The 23516-nt window shown below is 58.5% G+C and carries 27 protein-coding genes and 2 tRNA genes; 23 read left to right on the top strand and 6 right to left on the bottom strand.

The genetic code is table 11. The annotated features are described in order from the left end of the window. Positions 1–25: 25 nt before the first annotated feature. Positions 26–757 (top strand): SDR family NAD(P)-dependent oxidoreductase, encoded by a 732-nt coding sequence (locus SJY13_RS10490; protein ID WP_377190720.1) that lies wholly within the window; start codon positions 26–28, stop codon positions 755–757. Next, entirely contained in the window at positions 754–1488 is a 735-nt protein-coding gene (locus tag SJY13_RS10485; RefSeq protein ID WP_377190718.1) for an SDR family NAD(P)-dependent oxidoreductase, read from the top strand. Before SJY13_RS10490 ends, SJY13_RS10485 begins: the two co-directional genes overlap by 4 nt. Here SJY13_RS10485 and SJY13_RS10480 read toward each other — a convergent pair whose 3' ends face one another. The 4 genes from SJY13_RS10480 to SJY13_RS10465 are packed head-to-tail and all read right to left on the bottom strand — an operon-like array spanning position 1489 to position 5975. Then, complete coding sequence (locus SJY13_RS10480) at positions 1489–2829, bottom strand: NAD(P)/FAD-dependent oxidoreductase (protein ID WP_377190716.1); 1341 nt, start codon at positions 2827–2829, stop codon at positions 1489–1491. Then, on the bottom strand, positions 2826–4322 hold the full coding sequence (locus SJY13_RS10475) for an aldehyde dehydrogenase (protein ID WP_377190714.1): 1497 nt from the start codon (positions 4320–4322) through the stop codon (positions 2826–2828). Before SJY13_RS10475 ends, SJY13_RS10480 begins: the two co-directional genes overlap by 4 nt. A gap of 17 nt (positions 4323–4339) precedes the next feature. After that, the gene (locus SJY13_RS10470) at positions 4340–5257 is read right to left on the bottom strand and encodes a dihydrodipicolinate synthase family protein (protein WP_377190712.1); all 918 of its coding nucleotides are present in this window, start codon (positions 5255–5257) and stop codon (positions 4340–4342) included. A 7-nt stretch (positions 5258–5264) separates the two neighbouring features. Continuing rightward, positions 5265–5975 carry a GntR family transcriptional regulator gene (locus tag SJY13_RS10465; protein ID WP_377190710.1) on the bottom strand — a complete coding sequence of 237 codons (711 nt, stop codon included), beginning with the start codon at positions 5973–5975 and terminating at the stop codon, positions 5265–5267. Positions 5976–6129: 154 nt separating this feature from the next. Here SJY13_RS10465 and SJY13_RS10460 point away from each other — a divergent pair, with 154 nt between their 5' ends. From SJY13_RS10460 to SJY13_RS10445, 4 genes are all read left to right on the top strand, one after another. Beyond that, positions 6130–7080, top strand: coding sequence for a GlxA family transcriptional regulator (locus SJY13_RS10460; RefSeq protein WP_085821547.1), 951 nt, complete (start codon positions 6130–6132; stop codon positions 7078–7080). A 410-nt stretch (positions 7081–7490) separates the two neighbouring features. Then, positions 7491–7997, top strand: a complete 507-nt coding sequence (locus tag SJY13_RS10455; RefSeq protein WP_085821546.1) for a hypothetical protein — start codon at positions 7491–7493, stop codon at positions 7995–7997. Positions 7998–8104: 107 nt separating this feature from the next. Further along, complete coding sequence (locus SJY13_RS10450; RefSeq protein ID WP_377190707.1) at positions 8105–9736, top strand: bifunctional aspartate transaminase/aspartate 4-decarboxylase; 1632 nt, start codon at positions 8105–8107, stop codon at positions 9734–9736. Between the two features lie 33 nt (positions 9737–9769). Continuing rightward, the gene (locus tag SJY13_RS10445) at positions 9770–11443 is read left to right on the top strand and encodes an aspartate:alanine exchanger family transporter (RefSeq protein WP_377190705.1); all 1674 of its coding nucleotides are present in this window, start codon (positions 9770–9772) and stop codon (positions 11441–11443) included. 1 nt (position 11444) lies between these two features. On the opposite strand, the gene aspT is transcribed toward SJY13_RS10445, so the two are convergent. Beyond that, positions 11445–13148, bottom strand: coding sequence for an aspartate-alanine antiporter (gene aspT, locus SJY13_RS10440; protein ID WP_377190703.1), 1704 nt, complete (start codon positions 13146–13148; stop codon positions 11445–11447). Positions 13149–13364: 216 nt separating this feature from the next. Continuing rightward, a tRNA-Thr gene (locus SJY13_RS10435) sits at positions 13365–13439 on the bottom strand. Positions 13440–13522: 83 nt separating this feature from the next. On the opposite strand from SJY13_RS10435, the gene SJY13_RS10430 reads away from it, so the two are divergent. The 17 genes from SJY13_RS10430 (at position 13523) to SJY13_RS10350 (ending at position 23483) form a co-directional block, all read left to right on the top strand. Then, positions 13523–13678: a hypothetical protein gene (locus SJY13_RS10430; protein ID WP_377190701.1), complete on the top strand. Its 156-nt coding sequence runs from the start codon at positions 13523–13525 to the stop codon at positions 13676–13678. Positions 13679–13684: 6 nt separating this feature from the next. Continuing rightward, positions 13685–14953, top strand: coding sequence for a UDP-N-acetylglucosamine 1-carboxyvinyltransferase (gene murA / locus SJY13_RS10425; RefSeq protein ID WP_377190699.1), 1269 nt, complete (start codon positions 13685–13687; stop codon positions 14951–14953). Next, positions 14950–15426, top strand: a complete 477-nt coding sequence (locus tag SJY13_RS10420; RefSeq protein WP_377190697.1) for a DUF2948 family protein — start codon at positions 14950–14952, stop codon at positions 15424–15426. The genes murA and SJY13_RS10420 overlap by 4 nt, the downstream gene beginning before the upstream one ends. Before the next feature lie 61 nt (positions 15427–15487). Then, positions 15488–15937, top strand: a complete 450-nt coding sequence (locus SJY13_RS10415; protein WP_377190695.1) for a GNAT family N-acetyltransferase — start codon at positions 15488–15490, stop codon at positions 15935–15937. A 60-nt stretch (positions 15938–15997) separates the two neighbouring features. After that, positions 15998–17299, top strand: coding sequence for a histidinol dehydrogenase (gene hisD / locus SJY13_RS10410; RefSeq protein ID WP_377193605.1), 1302 nt, complete (start codon positions 15998–16000; stop codon positions 17297–17299). Between the two features lie 85 nt (positions 17300–17384). After that, entirely contained in the window at positions 17385–17864 is a 480-nt protein-coding gene (locus tag SJY13_RS10405) for a UPF0262 family protein (protein WP_085821539.1), read from the top strand. Positions 17865–17867: 3 nt separating this feature from the next. After that, positions 17868–18320: an arsenate-mycothiol transferase ArsC gene (locus SJY13_RS10400; protein ID WP_085821538.1), complete on the top strand. Its 453-nt coding sequence runs from the start codon at positions 17868–17870 to the stop codon at positions 18318–18320. A gap of 2 nt (positions 18321–18322) precedes the next feature. Beyond that, entirely contained in the window at positions 18323–18721 is a 399-nt protein-coding gene (locus tag SJY13_RS10395; RefSeq protein WP_377190693.1) for a ketosteroid isomerase-related protein, read from the top strand. Next, a complete protein-coding gene (locus SJY13_RS10390; protein WP_377190691.1) occupies positions 18714–19307 on the top strand; it encodes a GNAT family N-acetyltransferase in 594 nt (197 codons plus the stop codon). Before SJY13_RS10395 ends, SJY13_RS10390 begins: the two co-directional genes overlap by 8 nt. A 169-nt stretch (positions 19308–19476) precedes the next feature. After that, positions 19477–19740 carry a hypothetical protein gene (locus tag SJY13_RS10385; RefSeq protein ID WP_085821535.1) on the top strand — a complete coding sequence of 88 codons (264 nt, stop codon included), beginning with the start codon at positions 19477–19479 and terminating at the stop codon, positions 19738–19740. A gap of 104 nt (positions 19741–19844) precedes the next feature. Beyond that, positions 19845–20723 carry a carbon-nitrogen hydrolase family protein gene (locus SJY13_RS10380; RefSeq protein ID WP_377190689.1) on the top strand — a complete coding sequence of 293 codons (879 nt, stop codon included), beginning with the start codon at positions 19845–19847 and terminating at the stop codon, positions 20721–20723. 87 nt (positions 20724–20810) lie between these two features. Further along, on the top strand, positions 20811–21029 hold the full coding sequence (infA, locus tag SJY13_RS10375) for a translation initiation factor IF-1 (RefSeq protein WP_005978431.1): 219 nt from the start codon (positions 20811–20813) through the stop codon (positions 21027–21029). 11 nt (positions 21030–21040) lie between these two features. Continuing rightward, positions 21041–21619 (top strand): Maf family protein, encoded by a 579-nt coding sequence (locus tag SJY13_RS10370; protein ID WP_377190687.1) that lies wholly within the window; start codon positions 21041–21043, stop codon positions 21617–21619. Further along, positions 21616–22638, top strand: coding sequence for a ribonuclease E/G (locus SJY13_RS10365; RefSeq protein WP_377190685.1), 1023 nt, complete (start codon positions 21616–21618; stop codon positions 22636–22638). Before SJY13_RS10370 ends, SJY13_RS10365 begins: the two co-directional genes overlap by 4 nt. Next, positions 22635–22817 (top strand): DNA gyrase inhibitor YacG, encoded by a 183-nt coding sequence (locus SJY13_RS10360; protein ID WP_085821531.1) that lies wholly within the window; start codon positions 22635–22637, stop codon positions 22815–22817. Before SJY13_RS10365 ends, SJY13_RS10360 begins: the two co-directional genes overlap by 4 nt. A gap of 79 nt (positions 22818–22896) precedes the next feature. Next, positions 22897–22971: transfer RNA gene (locus tag SJY13_RS10355), tRNA-Phe, on the top strand. A 272-nt stretch (positions 22972–23243) separates the two neighbouring features. Beyond that, a complete protein-coding gene (locus SJY13_RS10350; protein WP_377190683.1) occupies positions 23244–23483 on the top strand; it encodes a hypothetical protein in 240 nt (79 codons plus the stop codon). Positions 23484–23516 lie beyond the last annotated feature (33 nt).

Below are 23516 nucleotides of genomic sequence, written 5' to 3'. Positions count from 1 at the left end.
TTTTCCACCCAGAACTCAAGGGGCAATGTATATGAACGGAAAGACAGCCCTCGTCACAGGCGCTGCAGGCGGGATCGGAGCGGCCATCGTGCAGTGTCTGCGTCAGGCAGGCGCACGCGTCGCTGTTGCAGATCGTTCAGTGGCGGGGATCGAAGCCGATGCGCATCTGCCCGGCGATCTGCTGGACGCCGACTATGCGAACACCTTGCCACAGCAGGCAGCGGACCGGCTGGGCGGGTTGGATATCGTTATCAACAACGCTGGTGTTATCACACGCGGGTCCGTTGTCGACTCCTCGGATCAGGACTGGTCGCTGTCTTTGGGCGTGAATGTCGAGGCTCCTTTCCGCATCTGCCGCGCAGCAATTCCGATCATGGCCGCGCGTGGCGGCGGTGCGATTGTCAACACGGCCTCGTGCTGGGGGCTGCGGCCCGGACCCAATCACGCGGTCTATTGCATGACCAAGGCTGCGATTGCTTCGTTGACCCAGTGCATGGGGCTGGACCATGCCCATCAGGGGATCCGTATCAACGCTGTCTGCCCGAATGAGGTAAACACTCCGATGCTACGTTCGGGCTTTGAAAAACGAGGGTTTAACGCAGATAGCGCCGTGGCCGAACTGGGCCAGACCGTGCCGCTAGGCCGGGTCGCTGAACCCGAAGATATCGCGGATGTGGTGATGTTTCTAGCCTCGGACGCCGCGCGATACATGTGCGGAGCCTTGGTCGAAGTGAACGGAGGCAAGCCAGTCCTATGACCCGTTTCCAAGGCAAAACCGCCCTTGTCACCGGCGGGCGCAGCGGCATCGGACGCGCCATCGCGCAGCACTTGCAACAAGATGGTGCACGCGTGTTTACGGCGCAGCGCGGGTCCGATCCTGATTTCGAAGGGGTTGAGGCAGACTTTAGCACAGCAGACAGTCCGCAATCCGTGGTGTCTCAGGTCGTTGAACGGGCTGGGCGTCTGGATATCCTGATCAACAACGCAGGCATGATGCAGGAAGCCTCGGTTGAGGACATGAGCCTGGGCGACTGGCAGCGCACCCTGACCGTCAACCTGACCGCACCATTCCTGATGATCAAAGCCGCGCTACCCTATCTGCGGCAGGCGCAAGGGGCTATTGTCAATGTCGGTTCGATTGAGGGGCTGGGCAGCAATCCCGGTCACGCCGCCTATGGCGCATCAAAGGCCGGGTTGCACGGGTTGACCCGCGCGGTGGCCGTGGATCACGGGGGTGAGGGGATCAGGTGCAATGCGGTTGCCCCGGGCTGGATCGACACAGAACTGAACGCGGATTTCATAGCCTCGATGCCCGACCCGGATACGTTTCACGAAGAGATCAAACGCATCCACCCTGTTGCCCGCACTGGCGCGCCCGAAGAGGTTGCTGCGCTGGTGGCGTTCCTCGCCTCGGACGAGGCCAGTTTCATCACCGGTCAAGTTTACACGATTGATGGCGGCCGCATGTCGCAGCTTAGCCTGCCCTGATCATTCATCCCGCGCGCACCATTCCTTCCAGCGCAGCACGGCGTTTGCTCCGATCTCGCGGAAGGGTCGTGGCGGCAGGCGTTTGGGCTGATCCTCGGCGTCGAAATGCCGGGCGATGTCAGAGCTGTGGCCGCAAGCGCGTTCGGCCGCGGCAATACCCGTCAAGGTGCCGCGCGCGGTGCCCAACCCGTTCTGAACACAGCCGGAATAGACGCCCGGTTCAACTTCACCCGTGACAGAGACGCCGTTCAGGCTCAGGCACAGATGTCCGGCCCAGTGGTGCTCCATCTGCAGGCCGGCAAGCTGAGAGAACCGCTGATCGAACTTGCGCTGCATGACCCGAGCGGCACGTGCCAGATCACGCTGAGTTGCTGCCATACCGGGGCGCAGGGCCGCGCAGGTGCGGGTGATGACGCGATTGCCGCCCTGACCGGTATCAATGCGCCGCATGGTAGTGCCCATCGGGTCAGATGGCGTTACTCCCCAGCGAGGCTTCCCGCCCAGCCGGGCCATAGCATCCGTGTCCAACTCAGGCGTCATGGCTGCGAACAGAAACAGTTGCATCAGGCGATCCCGTTTGATGCCAAAGCTTTCAAGATGCCCGTTCACAGTCAGGATAACTGTGCCAGTACTGACGCGCCCTCGCGCAGTTTCGACCTGCCACGCGCTGCCTTGTTTTTCGAAAGTAGTCACGGCGGAGTTCTCAAAAATGCGGACTCCAGAACTGGCCAAGCCGCTGGCCAGCCCGCGAATATATCCAGCCGGTTGCAGCATCACCGTCCCCGATGTGTACAAGCCAGACCGATAATGCCGCGAGCCGGTCAGGTCGTGCATCTGCTGTGGGTCCAGCATCTCGCTGGTCTCGCCCAGGGTGGCCAAGTGCCTGGCATAGCTTTGGTTGTGGGTGTGCCCTGCAGCGCTGGCCGCCCCGTTCACCTTCCCAACCGGGTCAAAGAAATTCGGGTCGATCTGGTATTGCTCGACCGCTGATCGGGCAAAGGCAATCGCCTGACGGTTCAGCGCGATCATCGCGGCGTCGTTCCCTGCACCGGCATAATCTGAGGACGACAGATCATGCGGCAGGTCGATCATAAACCCCGAGTTCCGCCCCGCCGCACCCTCGGCCACACGTCCGGCTTCAAGCACGGCCACCGTGGCACCCGGTTGCAATTGCGCCAGACGCCGCGCCGCAGACAACCCGGCGAAACCGGCACCAACCACCACGAAATCTGCCGTCAGTTCACCGTCCAGCTGTTGCGGGGGCGGCGGGTCGCCCAGAATAATACTCCACGCCGCCGGGCCGCGATGAACCGGCAGGGTTCGGGCCGTGTAGCTGCTCAATCCACGGCCTCATCTGCGTCATCGGCCAGATCGATCCAGATGGTTTTCAACTGGGTGTACTGATCATGGGCATGAACCGAGTTGTCCCGCCCGCCAAAACCGGATTGCTTGTATCCGCCAAAAGGCGTGGTGATATCCCCCTCACCAAAGCTGTTGATGGTCACGGTGCCCGCCCGGATCATCCGCGCGCCGCGAATGGCCCGTTTTGCGTTGGCCGTGAAGATCGAGGCGCAGAGGCCGTATTCCGTGTCATTGGCGATCTTGATGGCCTCGTCAAAGCCCGACACGGTGATCACGGACAGGACGGGGCCAAAGATCTCTTCGCGCGCCAGCGGGGCATCATTGCCTGGCACTTCGATCACCGTGGCCTCGACGAACCCCTTGTCCGCTTTGCCCCCGATCAAGACGTTTTCCGCCTGACCCAAATAGCCGCAAACCTTGGTGTAATGCCCTTCGCTGACCAGCGCACCCATGCGGGTTTCGGGGTCCAGCGGGTCGCCGATGTTCCACTGTTTGGCGTGATGAGCGATGCGCTTCAGCAGCTCGGGTTTCACGGCCTTATGCACGATTAGACGGGAAGAGGCCGAGCAGTTCTCGCCCATGTTCCAGAACGCGCCATTAACTACATGCGCAGCCACACGGTCGAGGTTTTCGGCATCCTCCAACACGATGGCCGGGTTCTTGCCGCCCATCTCAAGCACGACCTCTTTGGCGTTGCTTTCCGCCGAATAAGTCAGAAAGCGTTTTCCGGTCACGGTCGAGCCGGTGAAGGACACCATGTCGATATCCATATGCCGCCCGATGGGCTCGCCCACCTCTGCGCCCCCACCGGGCACGACGTTCAGCACCCCACGCGGCACCCCGGCCTCAGTCGCCAGTTCTGCCAATCGCAGCGCTGTCAGTGAGGTTTCCGTCGCTGGTTTCACCACCACCGAACAGCCCGCCGCCAGAGCCGGCCCGATTTTCCACGCCAGCATCAGCAGGGGGAAGTTCCACGGCAGCACCAGACCCACAACGCCAATCGGTTCGCGCACAATCATGGCAATGTGATCATCGCTGGCAGGGGACACCTGATCATAGATCTTGTCGATCGCTTCGGCATGCCATTTCAGGCAATGGATCGTCTCGGGCACGTCCACAGTTTCGCAGTCATAGATGGTCTTGCCGCTGTCGATGCTTTCCATCACCGCCAGTTCGCGGGCATTACGCGTGATCAGTTTGCACATCCGGATCAGCACATCCTTGCGATCCGACGGGTGCAGCTTGGACCACCGGCCGTCGTCGAAAGCCTCGCGCGCCTTTTCAACGGCGAAGTCCACATCCGCCACGCCGCAGGCGGCAATATCGGCCAGTTTCTCACCGGTTGCCGGGTTCACCGTGCCAAATGTCTGGCCAGAGATCGCCGGGCGATAAGCGCCGTCGATGAAGGCTCCGGTTGGCAGGTCCAGACCGGTGGCGATGGATTTGTATTCGTCCTGTGTCAGCAGATCCATATCTCTTACCCCCAATCCTATTCTTCAGCCACAATGTCAGCGATTGTCTGTTTCAGCACGCGCGTCACCTGTTCCAACGCGCGCTTGTCATCCTTGTTCAGACCCTTCAGCGGCGGCCGCATCATACCCGCCTCGATCCCGTTCATGGTGACACCATGTTTGATGGTCTGGATGAACTTGCCGCCCTGTTCCAGTACGCGCATCAGCGGCATCATCGCCGACATGATGCGGCGACCCTTGGAAAAATTGCCCTCGACCACACAGGCGTTGTAAAGCGCCACATGTTCGGCAGGCAAAAAGTTCGATCCTCCACAAACCCAGAACGGTGCACCCCAGGCAAAGAACTCCAGCGCCTGATCGTCCATGCCGCAACCCAGTTGGATATGCGGATAGTCCCGCGCCAGCAGGTGCACCCGGTTGATATCGCCCGAGCTTTCCTTGATGCCGCAAAAGTTCCGGCTGCGGCCGACGCGGTCCAGGAACTCTTCTCCCATCATGGTGCCGGTGCGATGCGGATAATTGTACAGCATCACCGGCAGATCAGCCGCCTTGTCGATGGCCAGCGCGTTCAGCGCGTTTTCCCGATCGGTCGGTACGGAATAAGGCGGGCTGGCCAGCAGGATGGCATCCGCTCCGATCTCACGCGCGCCCGAGGCCAGTGCCAGAGAATCCGGTGTCAGCATCGCACCAGTTCCCACTACCAGCGGTAGGCGGCCCTGCACCTGTTTTTGCGTAAATCGCGCCAGTTCTAGCCGCTCGTCGACCGTCTGGGCATAATTCTCACCGGTCGACCCACCGGTGATCAGACCATGCACGCCATGCGCTATAAGGTTTTCGATCACCTGCGCCAGGGCGTCCCAATTCACGCGGCCATCGTCGTGATAGGGCGTGACCACCGGGGTATAGATCCCCTCAAATCTGAAGATTGGGTTCATTCCGTCCTCATGCAGGTTTAGAAAGCGGCGCGATGCCCATTGGGGCGTCCAGCGCGTCAGGCATCACAAATAGCTCGATCTGATCGCGTGACAGGTTCCAGTGGTCTTCGGCAAGCTGCGCAGCGGCTGCCTCATCGCCCGCCTCGATGGCGGCGATGATGGCGTCATGTTGTTGGCTGGCCTTGGACAGGTTGTCGGATATGCTGGTCGTTTGCGGGCGGTAAAAGGTCATCCCGATCCGCGCGTGATCAATCAGCAACCGATTGAATGAAGGCAGCAGATAGACGTTGCCGGACATCTCTCCGGTCACATCGTGAAAGCGGTTGTTTGCCAGCGCGCGATCCTCGCCCGGACCAGACCGAAGCGCAGCCTTGAAGGCTTGCTGGGCTTCCTTCAGTTCATCAATCTGCGTGCGTGTGGCATTCTGCGCCGCCAGCTGCAAGATCGCTCCATAGACCATCGGCGCGGCCAGAAAGAAATCGCGCAGCGTAGTATAGGACATTTCGGTCACCCGCGCACTGCGGTTGGTCCGCAGGTCCAGGTAACCTTCGCCCGCCAGTTGGCGGAATACCTCACGCAGAGGGGTGCGTGACAGGCCGAAGGCATCAGACAGGTGCGCCTCATCCAGATCCGAGCCGGGTTGCAGGCGCAGGGTCAGAATCGACGCTTTCAGATGCTCTGTCAGCGCTGTTTTTCGGGATTTCGCATCGTCTTTCATTCAGTTCCCCTGCGTCTTCCGGCGCGAATCGCGTCGGTGCGGCCGCGCCTTTCTTGTATCCTAAGAAAATACAACTTGTATACATTAAAAAATCGTGCAGCATGACCCATCATTTGAGCCACCGGCCCAAGACGCAGGTAAAATGGGAACACATATGCGCCAGACGCGGCACATCACCTTCATTCTGATCGAGGAGTTTTCGCACCTCGCTTTTTCCTGCGCCGTCGAACCGTTGCGAATTGCCAACCTGGTCAGCGAGGAAAAGCTATATGACTGGGCTCTGGTATCGGAAGAGGGTGCGCGGGCCGTCTGTTCAAATGAGGTGGTGACGTTGGTACACGGGGGATTGGAGACCCTGCCCAAGACCGATCAGCTGTTTGTGCTGTCGGGCATCCACATGCGCAATCATGTCACCCGACCACTGCTGGCGACCTTGCGGCGGGAACGGGCGCGGGGAACACCTATTGGAGCGCTATGTTCCGGGGCTTGGCTTTTGGCCGAGGCGGGGTTTTTAGACGGGATGCAGGCGGCGATCCATTGGGAGTATCACGACGCCTTCATGGAAGCCTTCCCAGAGGTGAACCTTGTGCGCAGCGTATTTGTAGCCGACGAAAAACACATCACAGCCTCGGGCGGCACCGCCACCGCTGACTTGATGCTGCACCTGATTGAACGAGATCATGGTAAGGAACTGGCAATCGCAGTCGCCGACCAGATGGTCTATAACGCGGTGCGCAACGCCACAGCGAAACAACGGGTATCGCTGCAATCACGCAACGGGATGCGCAACGCTCACCTGGCCCGGGCGATCCAGATCATGCAAAACTGTATCGAGGCGCCAGTCTCTCCGTCGCAGATAGCTGAGGATCTTGGGATCTCGACCCGGCAGCTTGAGCGGTTGTTTGGTAAATACCTCAATACGTCACCCAAGAAATACTTCATGGAGCTGCGCCTGGAACGCGCGCAGAAACTTCTGTTGCAAACCGAAGCGTCGGTGACCGAGGTCGCCATGGCCTGCGGATTCGAAAACCCCGGCCACTTTTCGCGCGTTTTTCGGTCGAGTTTTGGCGTCACGCCGCATGCGCAGAAAAACAAGATTGACTGATGGACTGCGGGCGGGGGGAGCATCTCTGCCTTTTGGCATACCCGAAAGTGCAGGCGCTCACCCCCTGGTCCCGCTCGTACCCCCTCGTTAAAGAAAAACTAGTAAACTGAGCAGCAGGATTGAGTATTCATAGATGCAGAAATTGGCATAACTATTGCCAGAACGTGTCAGTTCTATGTGCGCGGCAACTGGAATCGTGATGTCCGCCGCAATTCATGCGCTGTCAGGAATCCACAGTTTTTCCGTCTAGTGCGTTGAGGTGACTGCTTTTGTTTGCGTAAAATGCCCGTTTGTGGCATTTTTGTTCAGTCAGCAATCAGGCAGTTTCTGCAAAAAATGGCGGCAAATCACAACAGAATCTCTACGAAGGTCTCCATGTCCTCAACAAGTGTTAGCGTTGGAGGACGACCATGAATTTGGAAACTCACGAAGTCGCAATGGAATTCGCCCCGCGCGTAATCTCGATTGCAAGACGCGAAAGTCAGATTTGCAAGGCGTCCCGGGCAGCCGAGGCTGCATTTGAACGTATTGCTGAAACAGCCTCTGTCGATGTCAGCCCACATGGGGAAATGCAGGACCGCGTTTTTTCAATCTTTCGCTGGTATTTCTTGTCCGCGTTTTGCACCCGAATGTTGACGGATGCTGCGCATCGGCTTGAGACCCAAACGCTGCAGGTCTCGGTGGACATCTTCAGCGCGGTAAAAATGGTTCTCAGCGAGAATGAAATCGAACGCTCAATGGCATTGGTCAATATTGAAAGAACGTCGCCGACCCTGGTGCGCGCAAACGATCTTGGGGCCCGCGGCCATATGGTGGGCTGGGTTGCTGCAAGTCTGTACGAAAAGGGCCGGGAACTGCCGGGTGAGATTGAAAATTCACTGGTTGGCGCGTTGGCTGCGTCCGGACGGTTGAACTGATCGCCCCTTGAAGCCGGCACTCATGACTAAGCCGTTTACACAGGCATAAATCCTTTCGTACCATCGGTTTGATTGCTTCCGATGATTTACACGAAGGGATTACTGCCATGCCGGACACGCTGAATCTTCACAAGTTCGAACACCTGAGCCCGTTTCAGATCAAGGACGAGCTTATCAAGCTGGCCCAGAAAGAGGCGCACAAGTCGACCTTGCCCTATCTGAACGCGGGACGCGGCAATCCCAACTGGATCGCCACCAAAGCGCGCGAGGCGTTCTTCCTGCTGGGTCAGTTTGCGATGACCGAGGCCCAGCGGCACCGCAATGAACCACAGGTTGGTCTGGCGGGTACACCGCAAGGGCCGGGCAGTTACGGTCGGCTCAAGGCCTATTGCGCGACGTCCCAGGGGCAAAGCGGTCCTCCGGGCGCTGATACGCTGGCGGCTATGGTGGATTTTGCGGTACAGAAATTCGGTTTTACTCCGGACGACTTTGTATTGGAGCTGACCGACGGGATTGTGGGTGACCATTATCCGATACCGGATCGGTGTCTCGAACATAATGAGATCATCGTCCATGAATACCTGATGTGGGCGATGTGCGCGGGGCACCGGCCCGACACCAAGTTCGACATCTACGCGGTTGAAGGTGGAACGGCCGCAATGTGCTATATTTTCAAGGCGCTGAAAAATCAGCGTTTGCTGAATGCAGGCGACACTATCGCTCTAGGGACGCCGATCTTTACACCCTATCTGGAAATGCCCGAGCTTGAGGATTACGCGCTGAACGTGGTGGATGTGTCATCGGAAGAGGAGGACAATTTCCAGCTGACTGATGCGGACTTGGAACAGTTGGCCGATCCAAAGGTCAAAGCGCTGTTTCTGGTCAATCCAGGCAACCCTTCGGCCGTCGCGATGAGCCCCAAGGTTTTGGCCCGGCTGGTCGAGTTTGTCAAAACACGCCGCCCGGATCTGATCATTCTGACCGATGACGTTTATGGCACTTTTGTTCCTAACTTCCAGTCAGTCATGGGGCACCTGCCCGAAAATACAATCGGGGTCTATTCCTATTCCAAGTATTTTGGCTGCACAGGTTGGCGCTTGGGCACTATTCTGGTCGCCGAGAATAACATTTTCGACAAGATGATTGCCGAAGCCCCCGCCGAGGTCAAAGCAAAGGTCGAGGCGCGGTATACGACGCTGACGCCCGATCCATCCTCGTTCAAATTCATCGACCGGATTGTTGCCGACAGCCGCGATGTGGCGCTGAACCACACTGCGGGGCTGTCATTGCCGCAGCAGGTAATGATGACTCTGTTCTCTCTGGTCGAGATGATGGACGAAGACAAAAGTTATCAGGCGTTCTGTCAGGGAATCCTCGAACATCGCTTTACCGAACTGGTCGAAGGCATGGGCATCGAGGTGCCAGAAAACCCATTGTACGACCGGTATTACGGCATACTCGACTTTGAGTTTTGGCTGCGGAAATACGTCGGAGAAGAGGTGGTTGACTGGATCAAGGAAAATGTCCATCCGCTGGATATCTCTTTCAAGCTGGCGCAGGATCATGGGATTGTGTTGTTGAACGGGTCGGGCTTTGACGCCCCAAATTGGTCAGCGCGCGTGTCTTTTGCCAATCTCGATGATAGCGCCTATCGCCAGATCGGCCGGGCCGTGCGTGCGGTTGCCATTGGGTATGTGCAGGCCTATCGCGCCTCGAAGGGATTGTCGCTGCATGGGTAAGGGGACGGTGCAAGGACACAGGGGAAGACCTGGATGGAATTGATCGGCGCGATCTTTGGCACCCACCCTGAGCTAGCCTTGTTCTGCAGTCTCGCCATGGGCTATGCGCTGGGCAAAATCACCATCGGCTCGTTTACGGTCGGGTCGGTGGCGGGCTGTTTGCTGGGCGGCGTTCTGGTTGGTCAGACCGGGGTGGTCGTCTCGGACGATCTGAAACAGGCGTTCTTTTTACTGTTTTTGTTTTCCATCGGATATCGAACAGGGCCGCAGTTCTTTCGATCCTTGAACTTTGGGGCGTTGCCGCAGATTGCGATCACTGCACTGTTATGCGTCGTGGCCTTGGTGGTTGCTGCGCTACTGGCACCTTTGATGGGGTTGTCGGTGGGGATCGCGGCGGGGCTTTTGGCTGGTGGCGTCACCGAAAGCGCGACACTGGGCGTGGCCATTGACACATTTGCCAAAGCCGGTGCCGACCCTGCCGCACAACAAATATTTGACGGAGAAATCGCCACCGGCTTTGCGGTGGCTTACTTTGTTGGAGTAGTCGCCACTATCTTTTTCCACACCCAACTGGCTCCCCGCTTTTATGGGCGGTCCCTGAAAGAGGCCTGCGCAGAGCATGAGGCTGAGTTGGACAACAATGATGCCCCGATGGTGTCCGAACACCGCGACTTTGAGGCCCGCGCCTATCGCATCAACCCCGTGTTTTCGGGCCGGACAATTGCCGAGATCGAAGCCTGCGTTCCTCCCCATGTGCGCGCTTTTTTTGACCGGGTGCGCCGGGGGAAAAAGATCTTGCCCACGACCCGCGATATGGTTCTGGAAACGGGTGATATCGCGGCTATTGCCGGGCTGCGATCCTATCTGATCGATCACACAAGTATGCTGGGTGAAGAGGTCGAAGATCCGGAATTGCTCGACCTGCCGGTAGAAACAAGCGATATCGTCGTGACCAACAAGGCCGTGGTGAACCAGACACTGGCCGAGCTGTCTGCCCGCCCCGAGGCCCGCACCATATTCTTGCGGGGCATCATGCGCAGTGGCGAGCGGCTGCCGGTTTTTCGCCGCGTGACCCTGCATATGGGGGATGTTCTGACAGTGTCGGGCACCCGCAGCCATATCGAGGACGCTGCTGCCAAACTGGGCTACCTGGATCGCGAAACAAACAAGACCGATATGGTCTTTGTGGCGTTCTTTATTCTGCTAGGCGGGCTCATCGGTATTCCTGCGCTGAAATACGGTGCGATTGAACTGGGGCTTGGCACATCGGTTGGGGTGCTGCTGGGCGGGTTGGTGGCAGGATGGCTGCGCTCGGTCCACAGGACTTTTGGGTTTGTCCCCGAGGCGACCCTGTGGATTTTCGATTCCCTGGGTCTGTGTGTCTTTGTGGCCTGTGTCGGCATCACCTCGGGACCCAGCTTTGTAACCGGAGTTGTCGAAAGCGGGCCGTCCCTGATCCTGGGGTCGGTGGCCATCGTGTTGCTGGCGCATGGATCAGCCGTGTTTGTAGGCCGCAAGGTCTTTGGCATCAATGAGGGCGTTCTGGCCGGGACCTGTTGTGGGGCCGGAACCTCGGCCCCAGGTCTTGCTGCCGTGCAGGAAGCCGCTCAGAGCCAGGTGCCCACGCTGGGCTATGGTCTGGGATATGCGGTCGGCAACGTGTTGCTGGCGCTTTGGGGCTCGGTCATCGTGATCCTGCTGATGTAGCCTAGGGCACAAAAGCCACGACCAGCGGCCCCCAAAGCGTCAGGAAGATATTCGCCACCGCGTAGGTCATGGTAAAGGCCGGTGTCGGCGTTGAGTTGCCTGCCTTTTCCAACAAGGTCGCAAATCCGGGGTTGCCCGAGCGTGATCCGGTCACCACCGCGCAAGCCTCGACCGGGTTGCGAATGCGCAGCGCGAAATAGTTGATCGGGAACTGCACGATCATCGGCATCATTGTGACCACGATGCCCAGCAGCAGCAGGGTAATTCCGTATTGCTGAATTGCCTCCAGCGCAGGTTTGCCCGCGTTCAGTCCAACGACACCGACAAATACCGCCAGCCCGAAGCTTTGCAAAAAGTTGGCAGCCCCCCGATTGATCCCGCCAATCTTGGGTCGACGGATACGCAGGTATCCGATGATCAGCCCTGTTATGAGACATCCAAGACCCGACCCCAATGCAACCTTGGTTCCGGCAATGACAAAGCTGATCTCGCCAATCAGATAGCCGACGGCCACACCGATCCCCAATGCGATGAAATTCGTAACCGAGGCCGCAGGCGGAACATACCCCGCCTGTTTGGCCACGCGATTCAGGTCGTTCTTGTGGCCAACAATGCTGATCTCATCGCCTGCGTGGATCTCGGTATTGAGCAGAACAGGGACGTCATGCCCCATCCGTGTGATCTTTGAGATATGGACACCGCGCCGCTGATCCGGTGTCAACGCTTTGTTCAGCTGTTCAAGGGTTTTACCAGCCAGTTTACGATTGGTGACCACGACATTGCGCCTTTCCTCGACGACGGTCAGTTCCGGCGGGTATTCTCCGATTTCACCGCTGGCCGTTCCTTCGAATTGAACCAACGTTGCAACAAGGCCCGAAACCACGATTACGTCGTCCACGCCGACCACGGTATCCGGTGCTGGGTCCACCGGCACGCCATTCCGCAGCAGCCGTTCGACCAAAAGGTCACCGTCATACTCCGCCTCGATGGATTTGACGGATTGGCCGGCAATGGCGGCGTCATCATTGACCTGATAGGCGCGAGCCTCAAAGCGGTTCATTGGCAGGAACTCACCATCTGCCAGTTTACGGCCGCCACCGCTGAGCTTTTGGGCCAGCTTGATCGCTTCTTGCCGTAGATCGCAGCGCATGATGATTGGAATGATGCTCACCGCCAGAATGGGACCGATCGATCCAAAGATGTAGGTGACAGAGTAACCAACCGCGATGTTGGTTTTCAGCTTTTCAGCTTCATCCGCTGCAAGACCAAGCAAGTCGATGGCGTTGCCTGCGGTGCCGATGATGGCCGATTGCGTCAATCCTCCGGCCGCAAGACCTGCTGCCAGCCCTTTGTCGAGCCCGGCCAGTCGCGCCACAACGATCACGAAAAACAGTCCCCAGAGGGTCATCATGAAGGCTGCTAACAGTTTTGTAAGTGCGGTTCGGTTCAGAGCCGCAAAGAACTGGGGTCCACCATTGTAGCCGACCATGAAAATAAACAATGAGAAAAAGACGTTCTGAACATCCGTGCTTAAGGTGATCCCGCCAATCTGACCTACAAAAACTGCCACCAGCAAGGTTCCGGCAATACCGCCCAGTTCGAATTTTCCGACCCTGAATTTTCCGACGCCGTACCCCAGGCCTAGGCATAGAAAAAGCGCCATGATCGGAAAGGCGCGCAGCTGTTCAGCGATTAGTTCCATCATCAAATCTCCAGACTTGCATTCTGGTGGGGGATGCCGGTCACGGCACCTCAGTGTGCTGATAACAATCGAAAATTCAGGCAATTATCCTGCGTTTTAAGTAAGCACCGACTAAGGATTCTGTCAAATCTAGAGGCATAGGCGTACGAGAAAGCAATGCGCGCTCACAATACACTTGTCCGCGACCTGCCTGGTGGAATATGCGGTTGTCTGGAAAGATGGTGCTGCTGGAGAGAATTGAACTCTCGACCTCTCCCTTACCAAGGGAGTGCTCTACCTCTGAGCTACAGCAGCGCTGTGGGCGGGTGATTAGACTCAAACGAAACGCGGCGCAAGGGTGTCTGGACGGTTTTTTTCCCCTCCTGTAGAGAAAGACCATGGCAGACAAAAATGCACCAAAAAAGCCTGGCAAATCCGGGGATGCGCGCGAAGAGCGGCTGAAAGCGGCGCTGAAAGCGAATATGGCGCGGCGTAAGGCGCAGGCCAAGGCGCGTGCGACCCCGAACGGCAAAGCCGGCAAGGACGAGGGATAAGAGCAAATGGATTCGATTCTGGTAACAGGCAACGGGCCGCTTAACGGTCAGATACCAATTGCGGGGGCTAAAAATGCGTGCCTGACGCTGATGCCCGCAACGCTTCTCAGCGAAGAACCGCTGACGCTGACAAACGCGCCACGTCTCAGCGACATCAAGACCATGACGGCTCTGCTGCAATCGTTGGGCGCCGAGGTGTCGTCGCTGCAGGATGGCCAAGTGCAGGCGATGTCCAGCCACGATCTGACCAGCCAGACAGCGGACTATGAGATCGTGCGCAAGATGCGGGCCTCAAATCTGGTGCTGGGTCCGTTGCTGGCGCGTTTTGGGCATGCGGTTGTGTCGCTGCCGGGGGGATGTGCGATCGGCGCGCGGCCGATGGACCTGCACGTCGAAGGGCTTGAGGCTTTGGGGGCTGAGATCGAACTCAAAGACGGGTATCTCCACGCCAAGGCTCCGGGCGGGCTGAAAGGCGGGGTACATGAAATGCGTTTTGCCTCGGTTGGGGCGACGGAAAACATCGTCATGGCGGCCACGCTGGCCAAAGGCACCACTGTCTTGAAGAACGCCGCGCGAGAGCCCGAGATTGTCGATCTGGTTGAATGTCTGCGCAAGATGGGCGCCCAGATCGCGGGCGAGGGGACTTCGACCATCGAAATACAGGGCGTCGATCGCCTGCACGGTGCCACCCATCAGGTTGTAATCGACCGGATCGAGCTGGGCACCTATATGCTGGCACCCGCCATTTGTGGCGGCGAGGTCGAACTGCTGGGCGGACGCATGCGTCTTGTTGAATCCTTCGCGGCCAAACTGGATGCGGCAGGGGTCAGCGTTGAAGAAACGGACAAGGGTCTGAAAGTGGCCCGCAAAAACGGCCGCGTCCGAGCAGTGGATGTGGTCACCGAACCGTTCCCGGGATTCCCAACCGATTTGCAGGCCCAGATGATGGCGCTGATGTGCACCGCCGAGGGCACCTCGGTGCTGGAAGAGCGGATTTTTGAGAACCGGTTCATGCACGCGCCAGAGCTGGTGCGGATGGGCGCGGATATAGAGGTACATGGCGGGACTGCCACGGTAACAGGTGTTGAGCGCCTGAAGGGGGCCCCGGTGATGGCGACGGATTTGCGGGCCTCGGTGTCACTGATCCTTGCCGGTCTGGCAGCCGAAGGGGAAACAGTGGTCAGTCGGGTCTATCATCTGGACCGTGGATATGAGCATGTGGTGCGCAAGCTGGAAGGCGTAGGCGCAAAAATTGAACGGATAAAAGGCCAATGACAGACGCAAGTTTCCATGACGGGCGCGAGGCCCCGCTGAATCTGGGTGCGCAGGATGATGAGGACCTTCAGGTGATCTCAACCCTGACGCAGGACGCGGTGTTTCCGATCACCGAGATGACATGGCGCCCGTCCGAGCGTCGTTTCGGCCTGTTGCTGAACCGTTTTCGATGGGAAGACAAAGACGCTGCCACCAGCCGCAACCGTCCGTTTGAACGCGTACAGTCGGTTTTGGTGTTTGATTCGGTTCTGTCTGTCTCAAGCCAGGGCGTTGATCGCAGCGACAAGGATATGGTTATGTCGCTGCTGTCCGTCGATTTCGAAGCGGCAGAAGACGGGGCCGGACAGATCTTGCTGACCTTGGCGGGTGATGGCGCGATCCGCCTGTCGGTCGAGGCGCTGGACGCCACGCTCAAGGACGTAACTCGCCCATATCAGGCACCGTCGGGTCAGGCCCCGCACCATCCGGAATAAGCGCGGCATATCACAGGCGTTCTCCGGACCCCCGGCAGGTCTGGTACATCGTCGTGCCACTGTGTTTGACGTCTTTGACCTCAGTCGGGTTCTGATCCGGTCGATCACTGAACTGTGCCGGGCAGATCACCAGGACGACCCGCAGGTCATTGCGCAATGGACGGCGAACAAGGATCCCGAAACCATCCGTGGATGGATCAGGGACGGATCGCAGATCTGGCTGACCGAACAGGCCGGGCAGGTTACTGCCGTGGGTGGCCTGATCGAAACCGGTGAAATCACGCTGCTGTACATCGACCCCGACCATATCGGCTGCGGTATCGGGGCGGCCCTGTTGGACCGTCTTGAACGGGAACTCATTGCCGCCGGATGCACCGAGGCCCGGCTTGAGGCGACGGCGACCGCGCAGGCGTTTTACCTGCGGCAGGGTTGGCAGGCCACCGGTCAGCGTTGTGACCGCCAGGATTTGCCCTGCCGCGAGATGCGCAAATCGCTGCACCCCGCGCACTGAGGGTTGAGGCCCGCCCATCCCGACGATATGTCCCGATCAACCGCGCCGGAGTGCAAGACCATGCCCGTTTTCCTGAACGCCACATCGCCCGAGTTTGAAACCGCCTTTCAGACCCTGCTGTCCGCCAAGCGCGAAGACAGCCCGGATGTGGATGCGGTTGTGGCCCAGATCATTGCCGATGTGCGGGCCCGGGGCGACGCGGCGGTGATCGAACTGACCGCCAAGTTCGACCGGCTTGAGCTTACATCCGATACGCTGGCCTTCTCGGCTGCCGAGATTGCCGAGGCCGTCGCGAAAGTTTCTGATGAAGACCGCCACGCACTGGAGCTGGCGGCAGATCGTATCCGGTCTTATCACGAAAAGCAGATGCCTGATGATCTCCAATGGACGGATGAGGCTGGGGCAACCCTTGGTTGGCGTTGGTCGGCGGTGTCGGCGGCGGGTCTGTACGTGCCCGGTGGTCTGGCATCCTATCCATCTTCGGTGCTGATGAACGCGATCCCGGCAAAGGTGGCAGGGGTTGAACGGCTGGCCATTGCCGTGCCAACGCCGGACGGGGTGGTAAACCCGGTGGTCCTGTTGGCGGCGCAATTGTCGGGCGTGGACACGATCTATCGCATCGGTGGCGCGCAGGCGATTGCAGCTTTGGCCTATGGCACCGAAAGCATCACGCCCGTCGACAAGATTACCGGCCCCGGTAATGCCTTTGTGGCAGCTGCGAAACGCCGGGTTTTTGGCAAGGTCGGGATCGACATGATCGCAGGCCCCTCGGAAATTTTGGTGATTGCCGACAGCGACAACGACCCTGACTGGATCGCACTGGACCTGCTCAGCCAGGCCGAACATGACGAAAGTGCGCAATCGATCCTGATCACCGATGACGCGGGTTTTGGGCAGGCTGTGGCTCAGGCGGTTGAAAAACGCCTTGAAACCCTGCAGCGGCGTGCGATTGCAGGGGCCAGTTGGCGCGATTTCGGAGCGATCATCACTGTCCGCGATCTGGACGAAGCGACCACCCTGTCAAACCGCATCGCCCCGGAACACCTAGAGCTTTGCGTGGCGGACCCCGTGGCGCTTAGCGCGAAAACCATTCATGCTGGGGCCATTTTTCTGGGCCAGTACACGCCCGAAGCGATCGGCGATTACGTTGGCGGCCCGAACCATGTTCTGCCCACAGCGCGGTCGGCCCGGTTTTCGTCTGGCCTCAGCGTGATGGATTTTCTCAAACGCACAACGCTCAGCCAGATGACGCCCGAGGCGTTGCGCGCAATTGGACCTGCGGCGGAACAACTGGCCCGGTCCGAAAGCCTGGAGGCGCATGGGTTGTCGGTGACCGCGCGTCTGAAACGCCTCAACGGATGAATTCCCGCAATGTCTGCCCGCGCGGGCGTTGCCGATCCAATTCGCTTGTTATAGGTCTGTGCTGATCTGAATGGACCAGACACACATGACACGTATTTCGCATATCCAACTGGACGACCGAAACCTGCCCCCGCCGACCCCCGAGATCGAGCAGGAGCGCAAGGTTGCGATCTTTGATCTGCTCGAGGAAAACAGCTTTGCGTTGCCTCGGCGCGATGACCGTGTAGTGCCCGATGGTCCCTATCATGTGCAGCTGTCGATCCGGGATAAGCGGCTGGTCTTTGATATCGCCACCGAGGCCGAGGAAAAAGCCGCCGAGTTTCACCTGTCGCTGGGACCATTCAAGCAGGTGGTCAAAGATTATTTTCAGATCTGCGAAAGCTATTTCGACGCGGTAAAATCCCTGCCGCCCAGCCAGATCGAAACCATCGACATGGCGCGGCGCGGAATCCACAACGAAGGCAGCCGCGTGTTGCAGGAACGGCTGGAGGGAAAAGCGGATATCGACACTGACACCGCCCGCCGCCTGTTCACGCTGATCTGCGTGCTGCATTTTGGGGGGTGACGGGTGACGTCTCTGCCGCAGTCCATTCTGTTCTGTTGCGACCATAATTCGGTTCGGTCACCGATGGCCGAAGGCATCATGAAGAAATTTTATGGCACCGGCACTTATGTGCAATCCGCTGGTGTCCATAACGACCTTGAGATCGATGGCTTTTGCATTGCGGCCTGTCACGAGATCGGGGTCGAACTGTCCCGCCACCGCTCGCGCTCGTTTGACGAGATGCAGGAATGGGGCGACGATCTCAGCTCATTCGACCTGATCGTGGCGCTGTCACCCGCAAGCCAGCGCAGGGCGCTGGAACTGACCCGGATATTTCATCTGGATGTCGATTATTGGCCAATAATGGACCCTACCGGGATGGGCGAAACCCGCGAACAGAAGTTACATCACTACCGACAGACCCGAGATCAGATCATCCAGCATCTGAAAGACCGCTGGGGCGAACCTACGGAGTGATCATGAACCAGACCGTCAAAACCTATTTCGAAGCCTTCAATGCCGGGGATGTGGACGGCATGTTGGACTGCCTGTCCGACGACGTGGCCCATCACGTGAACGAAGGCCAGATCCGTGTCGGTAAAGAGAAATTCGCGGCTTTCTGCGCCCATATGAACCGTAGTTACCGCGAAAACCTGACCGATATTGTGGTGTTCGACGCCGAAGGCGGCACCCGCGCGGCTGCCGAATTCATCGTCAACGGCACTTATCTTGAAACCGATGAGGGTCTGCCCGAGGCGCACGGTCAGACCTATCGCCTGCCCGCTGGCTCATTCTTTGACTTGCACGATGGCAAGATCACCCGCGTGACCACGTTCTACAACCTCGCCGACTGGACCAAACAGGTATCTAATGGCTAAGGTCACCGACGTCCGCCCCCTGACCGGGGTGGCACTGGCTGACGCTCTGGATCACGTTGCCCGCCTGCGGATCGAAGTGTTTCACGCCTGGCCCTATCTCTATGATGGTGATCTGGAGTACGAGCGTGAGTACCTGCAATCCTATCGTGACAGCGACAGGGCCATCGTGGTTGGCGCCTTCGACAAGGACCGTCTGATCGGCGCATCCACAGGCGCGCCGTTGACTGACCACGCCGAGGATTTCGCCGCCGCATTTGAAGGCATTGGTCTGAATCTGGACGGCATCTTCTACTGCGCCGAATCCGTTTTGTTGCCCGAATATCGCGGGCAGGGGATCGGGCACAGGTTCTTTGACCTGCGCGAGGCACATGCCCGTAGGCTTGGCTTCTCCAAATGTGCATTTTGCAGCGTCCAGCGCGCGGCGGATCACCCGCGACGCCCCGAAGGATATCGCCCACTGGATACGTTCTGGCGCGCGCGGGGTTACGTGCCGCTGCCCGGAGTTGTCGCGCAATTCTCGTGGAAAGATATCGGGGAGGTCGATGAGACACCAAAGCCGTTGCAGTTCTGGATCAGGGATCTGTAAACGGGAACCAGCGGCTTGGCCAAAACACGACAGCAACGGAAGGTTCTGACTAAAGCCCCATCCGCGATAACTTATTTCCCGACCTGCCAAGTTCTTGTGACTTCCTGCCAGTGATCTTGTCCATGTGGATTCCGGTCCCACCTGTGCCTCAAATAAATGAGGTCGCCTGATGATTGATGATGAACCCCACTCAGCCAGTTACTATGACGAACACAACTATTGGACCCTAGATCCCACCGCGGTGGACAAGCAAATCTACGATGCGTTTTCTTCGGGCGTGGTCGATCTTTTGCAGTTGCTGGACGATAACAAGCCGATGTTGTCGCGGGATGTTTACGCGCGGCTGTTTGCGTCTTTGCTGCATCTGTCCAGAGTATTGGGCGAGTACGAAGATGGCTGGGACCCGCGCCCGTCCAAACCGGATGACCCTTAGAGACGCTGTTGCGTTGGTCCTTCGAACAAACGAACAGATTTGACTATACAGCCTGTTATGTCTGCTTCTAATCTCGCGCGAAAATGGACCCAAGGGTAACCGATATGAAAGTCGCCACCGCTGCATACAACCTTGATTGGCTCGACAGTTGGGCACAGTACGAGGACAAGCTGGACCGCTGGGTTTCGGAGGCCGCGGGGCAGGGGGCTGAGTTGCTGGTCTTTCCGGAATACGGCGCGATGGAGCTGTCGACGCTGGACGGGGCAGATGTCGCTGGCGATCTGGAGCGGTCGATCCGGGCGGTCTCGGACCGGATGGAGGATGTGCATAACCTGCACACGCGTCTGGCCCAAGCGCACAAGATCTATATTCTGGGTGCCTCAGCCCCGGTAAATGATGGCTTCAGGCGTCCTGTGAATCGCGCGGCGTTTTATGCGCCGGGCGGTGGCTGCGACCATCAGGACAAACAGATCATGACCCGGTTCGAGCGCGAGGAGTGGGACATCGCGCCGGGCGGCCCGATCAAGCTGTTCGACACCGAGCTGGGCAAGATTGGGGTGCTGATCTGTTATGACGGCGAATTTCCCTTATTGGGCCGTGCCCTGCAGGAGGCCGACCTGATCCTGGTGCCTTCCTGCACCGAGGCGCTGTCGGGGTATTGGCGGGTCCGCATCGGGGCGATGTCACGCGCGTTGGAAAATCAATGCGTTACGGTCATGGCCTCGCTGGTTGGCAACAATGACTGGTCCGAGGCCGTGGACAAGAACACTGGCACGGGCGGCGTGTTTGGCCCGCCTGACAAAGGGTTTCCTCAAACCGGCGTATTGGCCGAAGGGACCTTGAACCAACCCGGATGGGTTTTCGCCGATGTCGACCTTTCGGCGATCGCCAATGTCCGCGCTGACGGTCATGTGCTGAACCGGACCCATTGGCACGAGCAACTTCCCCGGGCCGAAACAGTCATAATATCCCCGCTTTCGTGATTGAGGCCTTGAAATAAGCCCGAAATAGGCTCATTTAGGCGCACATCCCCGCAGATTCTGCGGGTGCAACGTAATGATGGAGACAACATGGCCAAGGAAGATACGCTCGAATTTCCCGGTGTCGTGAAGGAACTCCTGCCTAATGCGACGTTTCGGGTCGAGCTGGAAAACGGCCATGAGATCATCGCACATACGGCAGGCAAGATGCGCAAGAACCGCATCCGTGTTCTGGCCGGCGACAAAGTACAGGTCGAAATGACCCCCTATGATCTGACCAAGGGTCGGATCAACTACCGCTTCAAGTAACGCCTGCCGCAATGGCGTTTATCTTAGGATCGGGCAGCCCAAGGCGGCTGGACCTGTTGGCCCAGCTTGGCGTGCAGCCTGATGCCATCCGTGCCCCTGACATTGACGAAACGCCGCTCAGGGGCGAGCTGCCGGCGCCATATTGCAACCGTATCACGCGCGCAAAAGTGCAGGCGGTTCAGGCGGATAGCGGCGATTTCACCCTATGCGCGGACACCACTGTTGCGTTGGGCCGTCGAATTCTTGGCAAACCAGATGATGCCGGACAGGCGGCAGAGTTTCTGCACGCTCTGTCCGGTCGACGCCACCGTGTGATCACCTCGGTCGCGGTGCGGCGGGGGGATCGGGTGCTACAACGCGACGTCGTATCCCAAGTTAAGGTCAAGCGCCTGTCGGATGTGGAAATCAACGCATATCTGGCGACGGGGGATTGGCATGGCAAAGCGGGTGCCTACGCCATTCAGGGCCCCGCTGGGGCCTTCATTCCCTGGATTTCCGGCTCTTTCACCGGCATTGTCGGCTTGCCACTATCCGAAACTGCCGCCCTTTTGCAGGGCATCGGCTATCCTTTGTATCGTGAGGTCCCATGAAGGGTCGTACAATCGTTCTGGATCATATCGAAAACCGTGAAGCCGCAGCTTTGATGGTGGACGGCAAGCTTGAGGATTTTCTGATTGCCGCAGACGCGCCTGCGCCCGGCACGATCTATCGCGCCCGCACTGACCGCCCCGTCAAAGGGCAAGGGGGCATGTTCCTGACAACTCCCGATGGTCCGGCGTTCCTGCGGCAGGCCAAAGGTCTGGCCCCCGGAACCCTGATGCTAGTTCAGGTGACAGGGTATGCGGAACCGGGCAAGGCTCTGCCGGTGACCGATCGTGTCCTGTTCAAAAGCCGGTTTGCGATTGTAACACCCGATGCGCCCGGTCTGAATATCTCGCGCAGTATCCGGGACGAGGATGAACGCGACCGCCTTCTTGAAATTGCGCATGACAGTATGGATGGCAGCGACTACGGCCTTATCCTGCGGTCGTGCTGTCAGGGCGAAGACGTTTCTGAGATCGCCGAAGACATCGGCGCGATGCTAGCCCATGCCGAGCAGGTTCTGAACGACCCGGGAACCGAACCCGAATTGTTGCTGGGTGGCGACGGACCTCACGTTCTTGCCTGGCGTGACTGGGCCGATCCGGCCGAAGTCGTCACCCAAGCCGGAGGGTTTGAAACGCACGGCGTCCTCGACGCGCTGGATACCGCCCGCGGAATATCTGAGCCGCTGTCCGGAGGTGGCCATTTGTTTATCCAACCGACCCGAGCGCTGGTGGCCGTGGACGTCAATACTGGTGCTGATACCTCGCTGGCGGCCGGTACCAAGGCCAACTTCGCCTGCGCCAAGGCCTTGCCGCGCGCGCTGCGTGTCAGGGGTTTGGGCGGGCAGATCACCCTAGATCTGGCTCCCATGCCTAAAAAGGATCGCAGAGGCTTTGAATCAGCCCTGCGCGCGGCGCTCAAGGCTGATGGAATAGAGACGACTCTGGCTGGCTGGACTCCATTGGGTCACTACGAATTGCAGCGCAAACGCGGTCGCATTCCGCTGTCGGAGGTGCTGAAATGAGCTGCCCCATCTGCGCCGAGGACACGGTCGCCAGGTTTCGCCCTTTCTGCTCTAAACGCTGCGCCGACGTTGATCTGGCCAAATGGCTGAACGGGTCCTACGCGGTCCCGTCGCAGCGGGAAGAGGATATGGAAACGGAAGTGCCCGACAGCGAAATAGACCAACTGCGCCCGCATTGAAAAAATGTCAAAAAGCCTCTGGACACCGCCTGTAGCAAGTCATAGAAGGCCTCCACCCAACGATAGATATCGTTCCCGTGCCCGGGTAGCTCAGGGGTAGAGCAGTGGATTGAAAATCCTCGTGTCGGTGGTTCGATTCCGCCCCCGGGCACCAATTAGCTAAGATAAACTCTTTAATATCAAGGCTTTGATCTGATACTTCCTTTGTGTATCCACCATTGCATCCACCAGTGTGTTTTGCATTGCCCGAAGCTGTGCGCCGAGACAACCGCTTGGTGAAAAGTACGAATACAAAGAACTGATTTTGCGGCGCGGCGGCTTTCGGACAATTTGGCACGATTTCCCGGAAAAAAATCAGAGTGACTTCTGAGCTCACAGCATGGCGCGACGCGGCTATTTGTAGAAATATTCCCAGCCGCGATCTTCATGCAAACCGAAGCGGGCATTGAGCAGGTGGCCACAGAGCTGCCGTTCACGGCGGTTGCAGCACATGTCGCTTCGAACGGCAACAATGCGCAGTATATTGGACATTGCAAAGTCGCGAGTCACAGTGCCGCCTGCCCAGTCAGGCAGCCCAAAGCCGACAACCATCAACTCGGTACACCTCAAAGTTCAGATACCCCATTCCTGCCGTTTATGCATCGCTTAGCAATTTTTAATGGATAAGGGTGTCGTGGACAATGAGGCCCCAGATGTTAA

Source organism: Ruegeria meonggei (assembly GCF_042768335.1).
Lineage (GTDB): Bacteria > Pseudomonadota > Alphaproteobacteria > Rhodobacterales > Rhodobacteraceae > Ruegeria > Ruegeria meonggei.
Note: the sequence above shows the minus strand (reverse complement) of the source record. Positions and strands in the feature narration are given on the sequence as shown.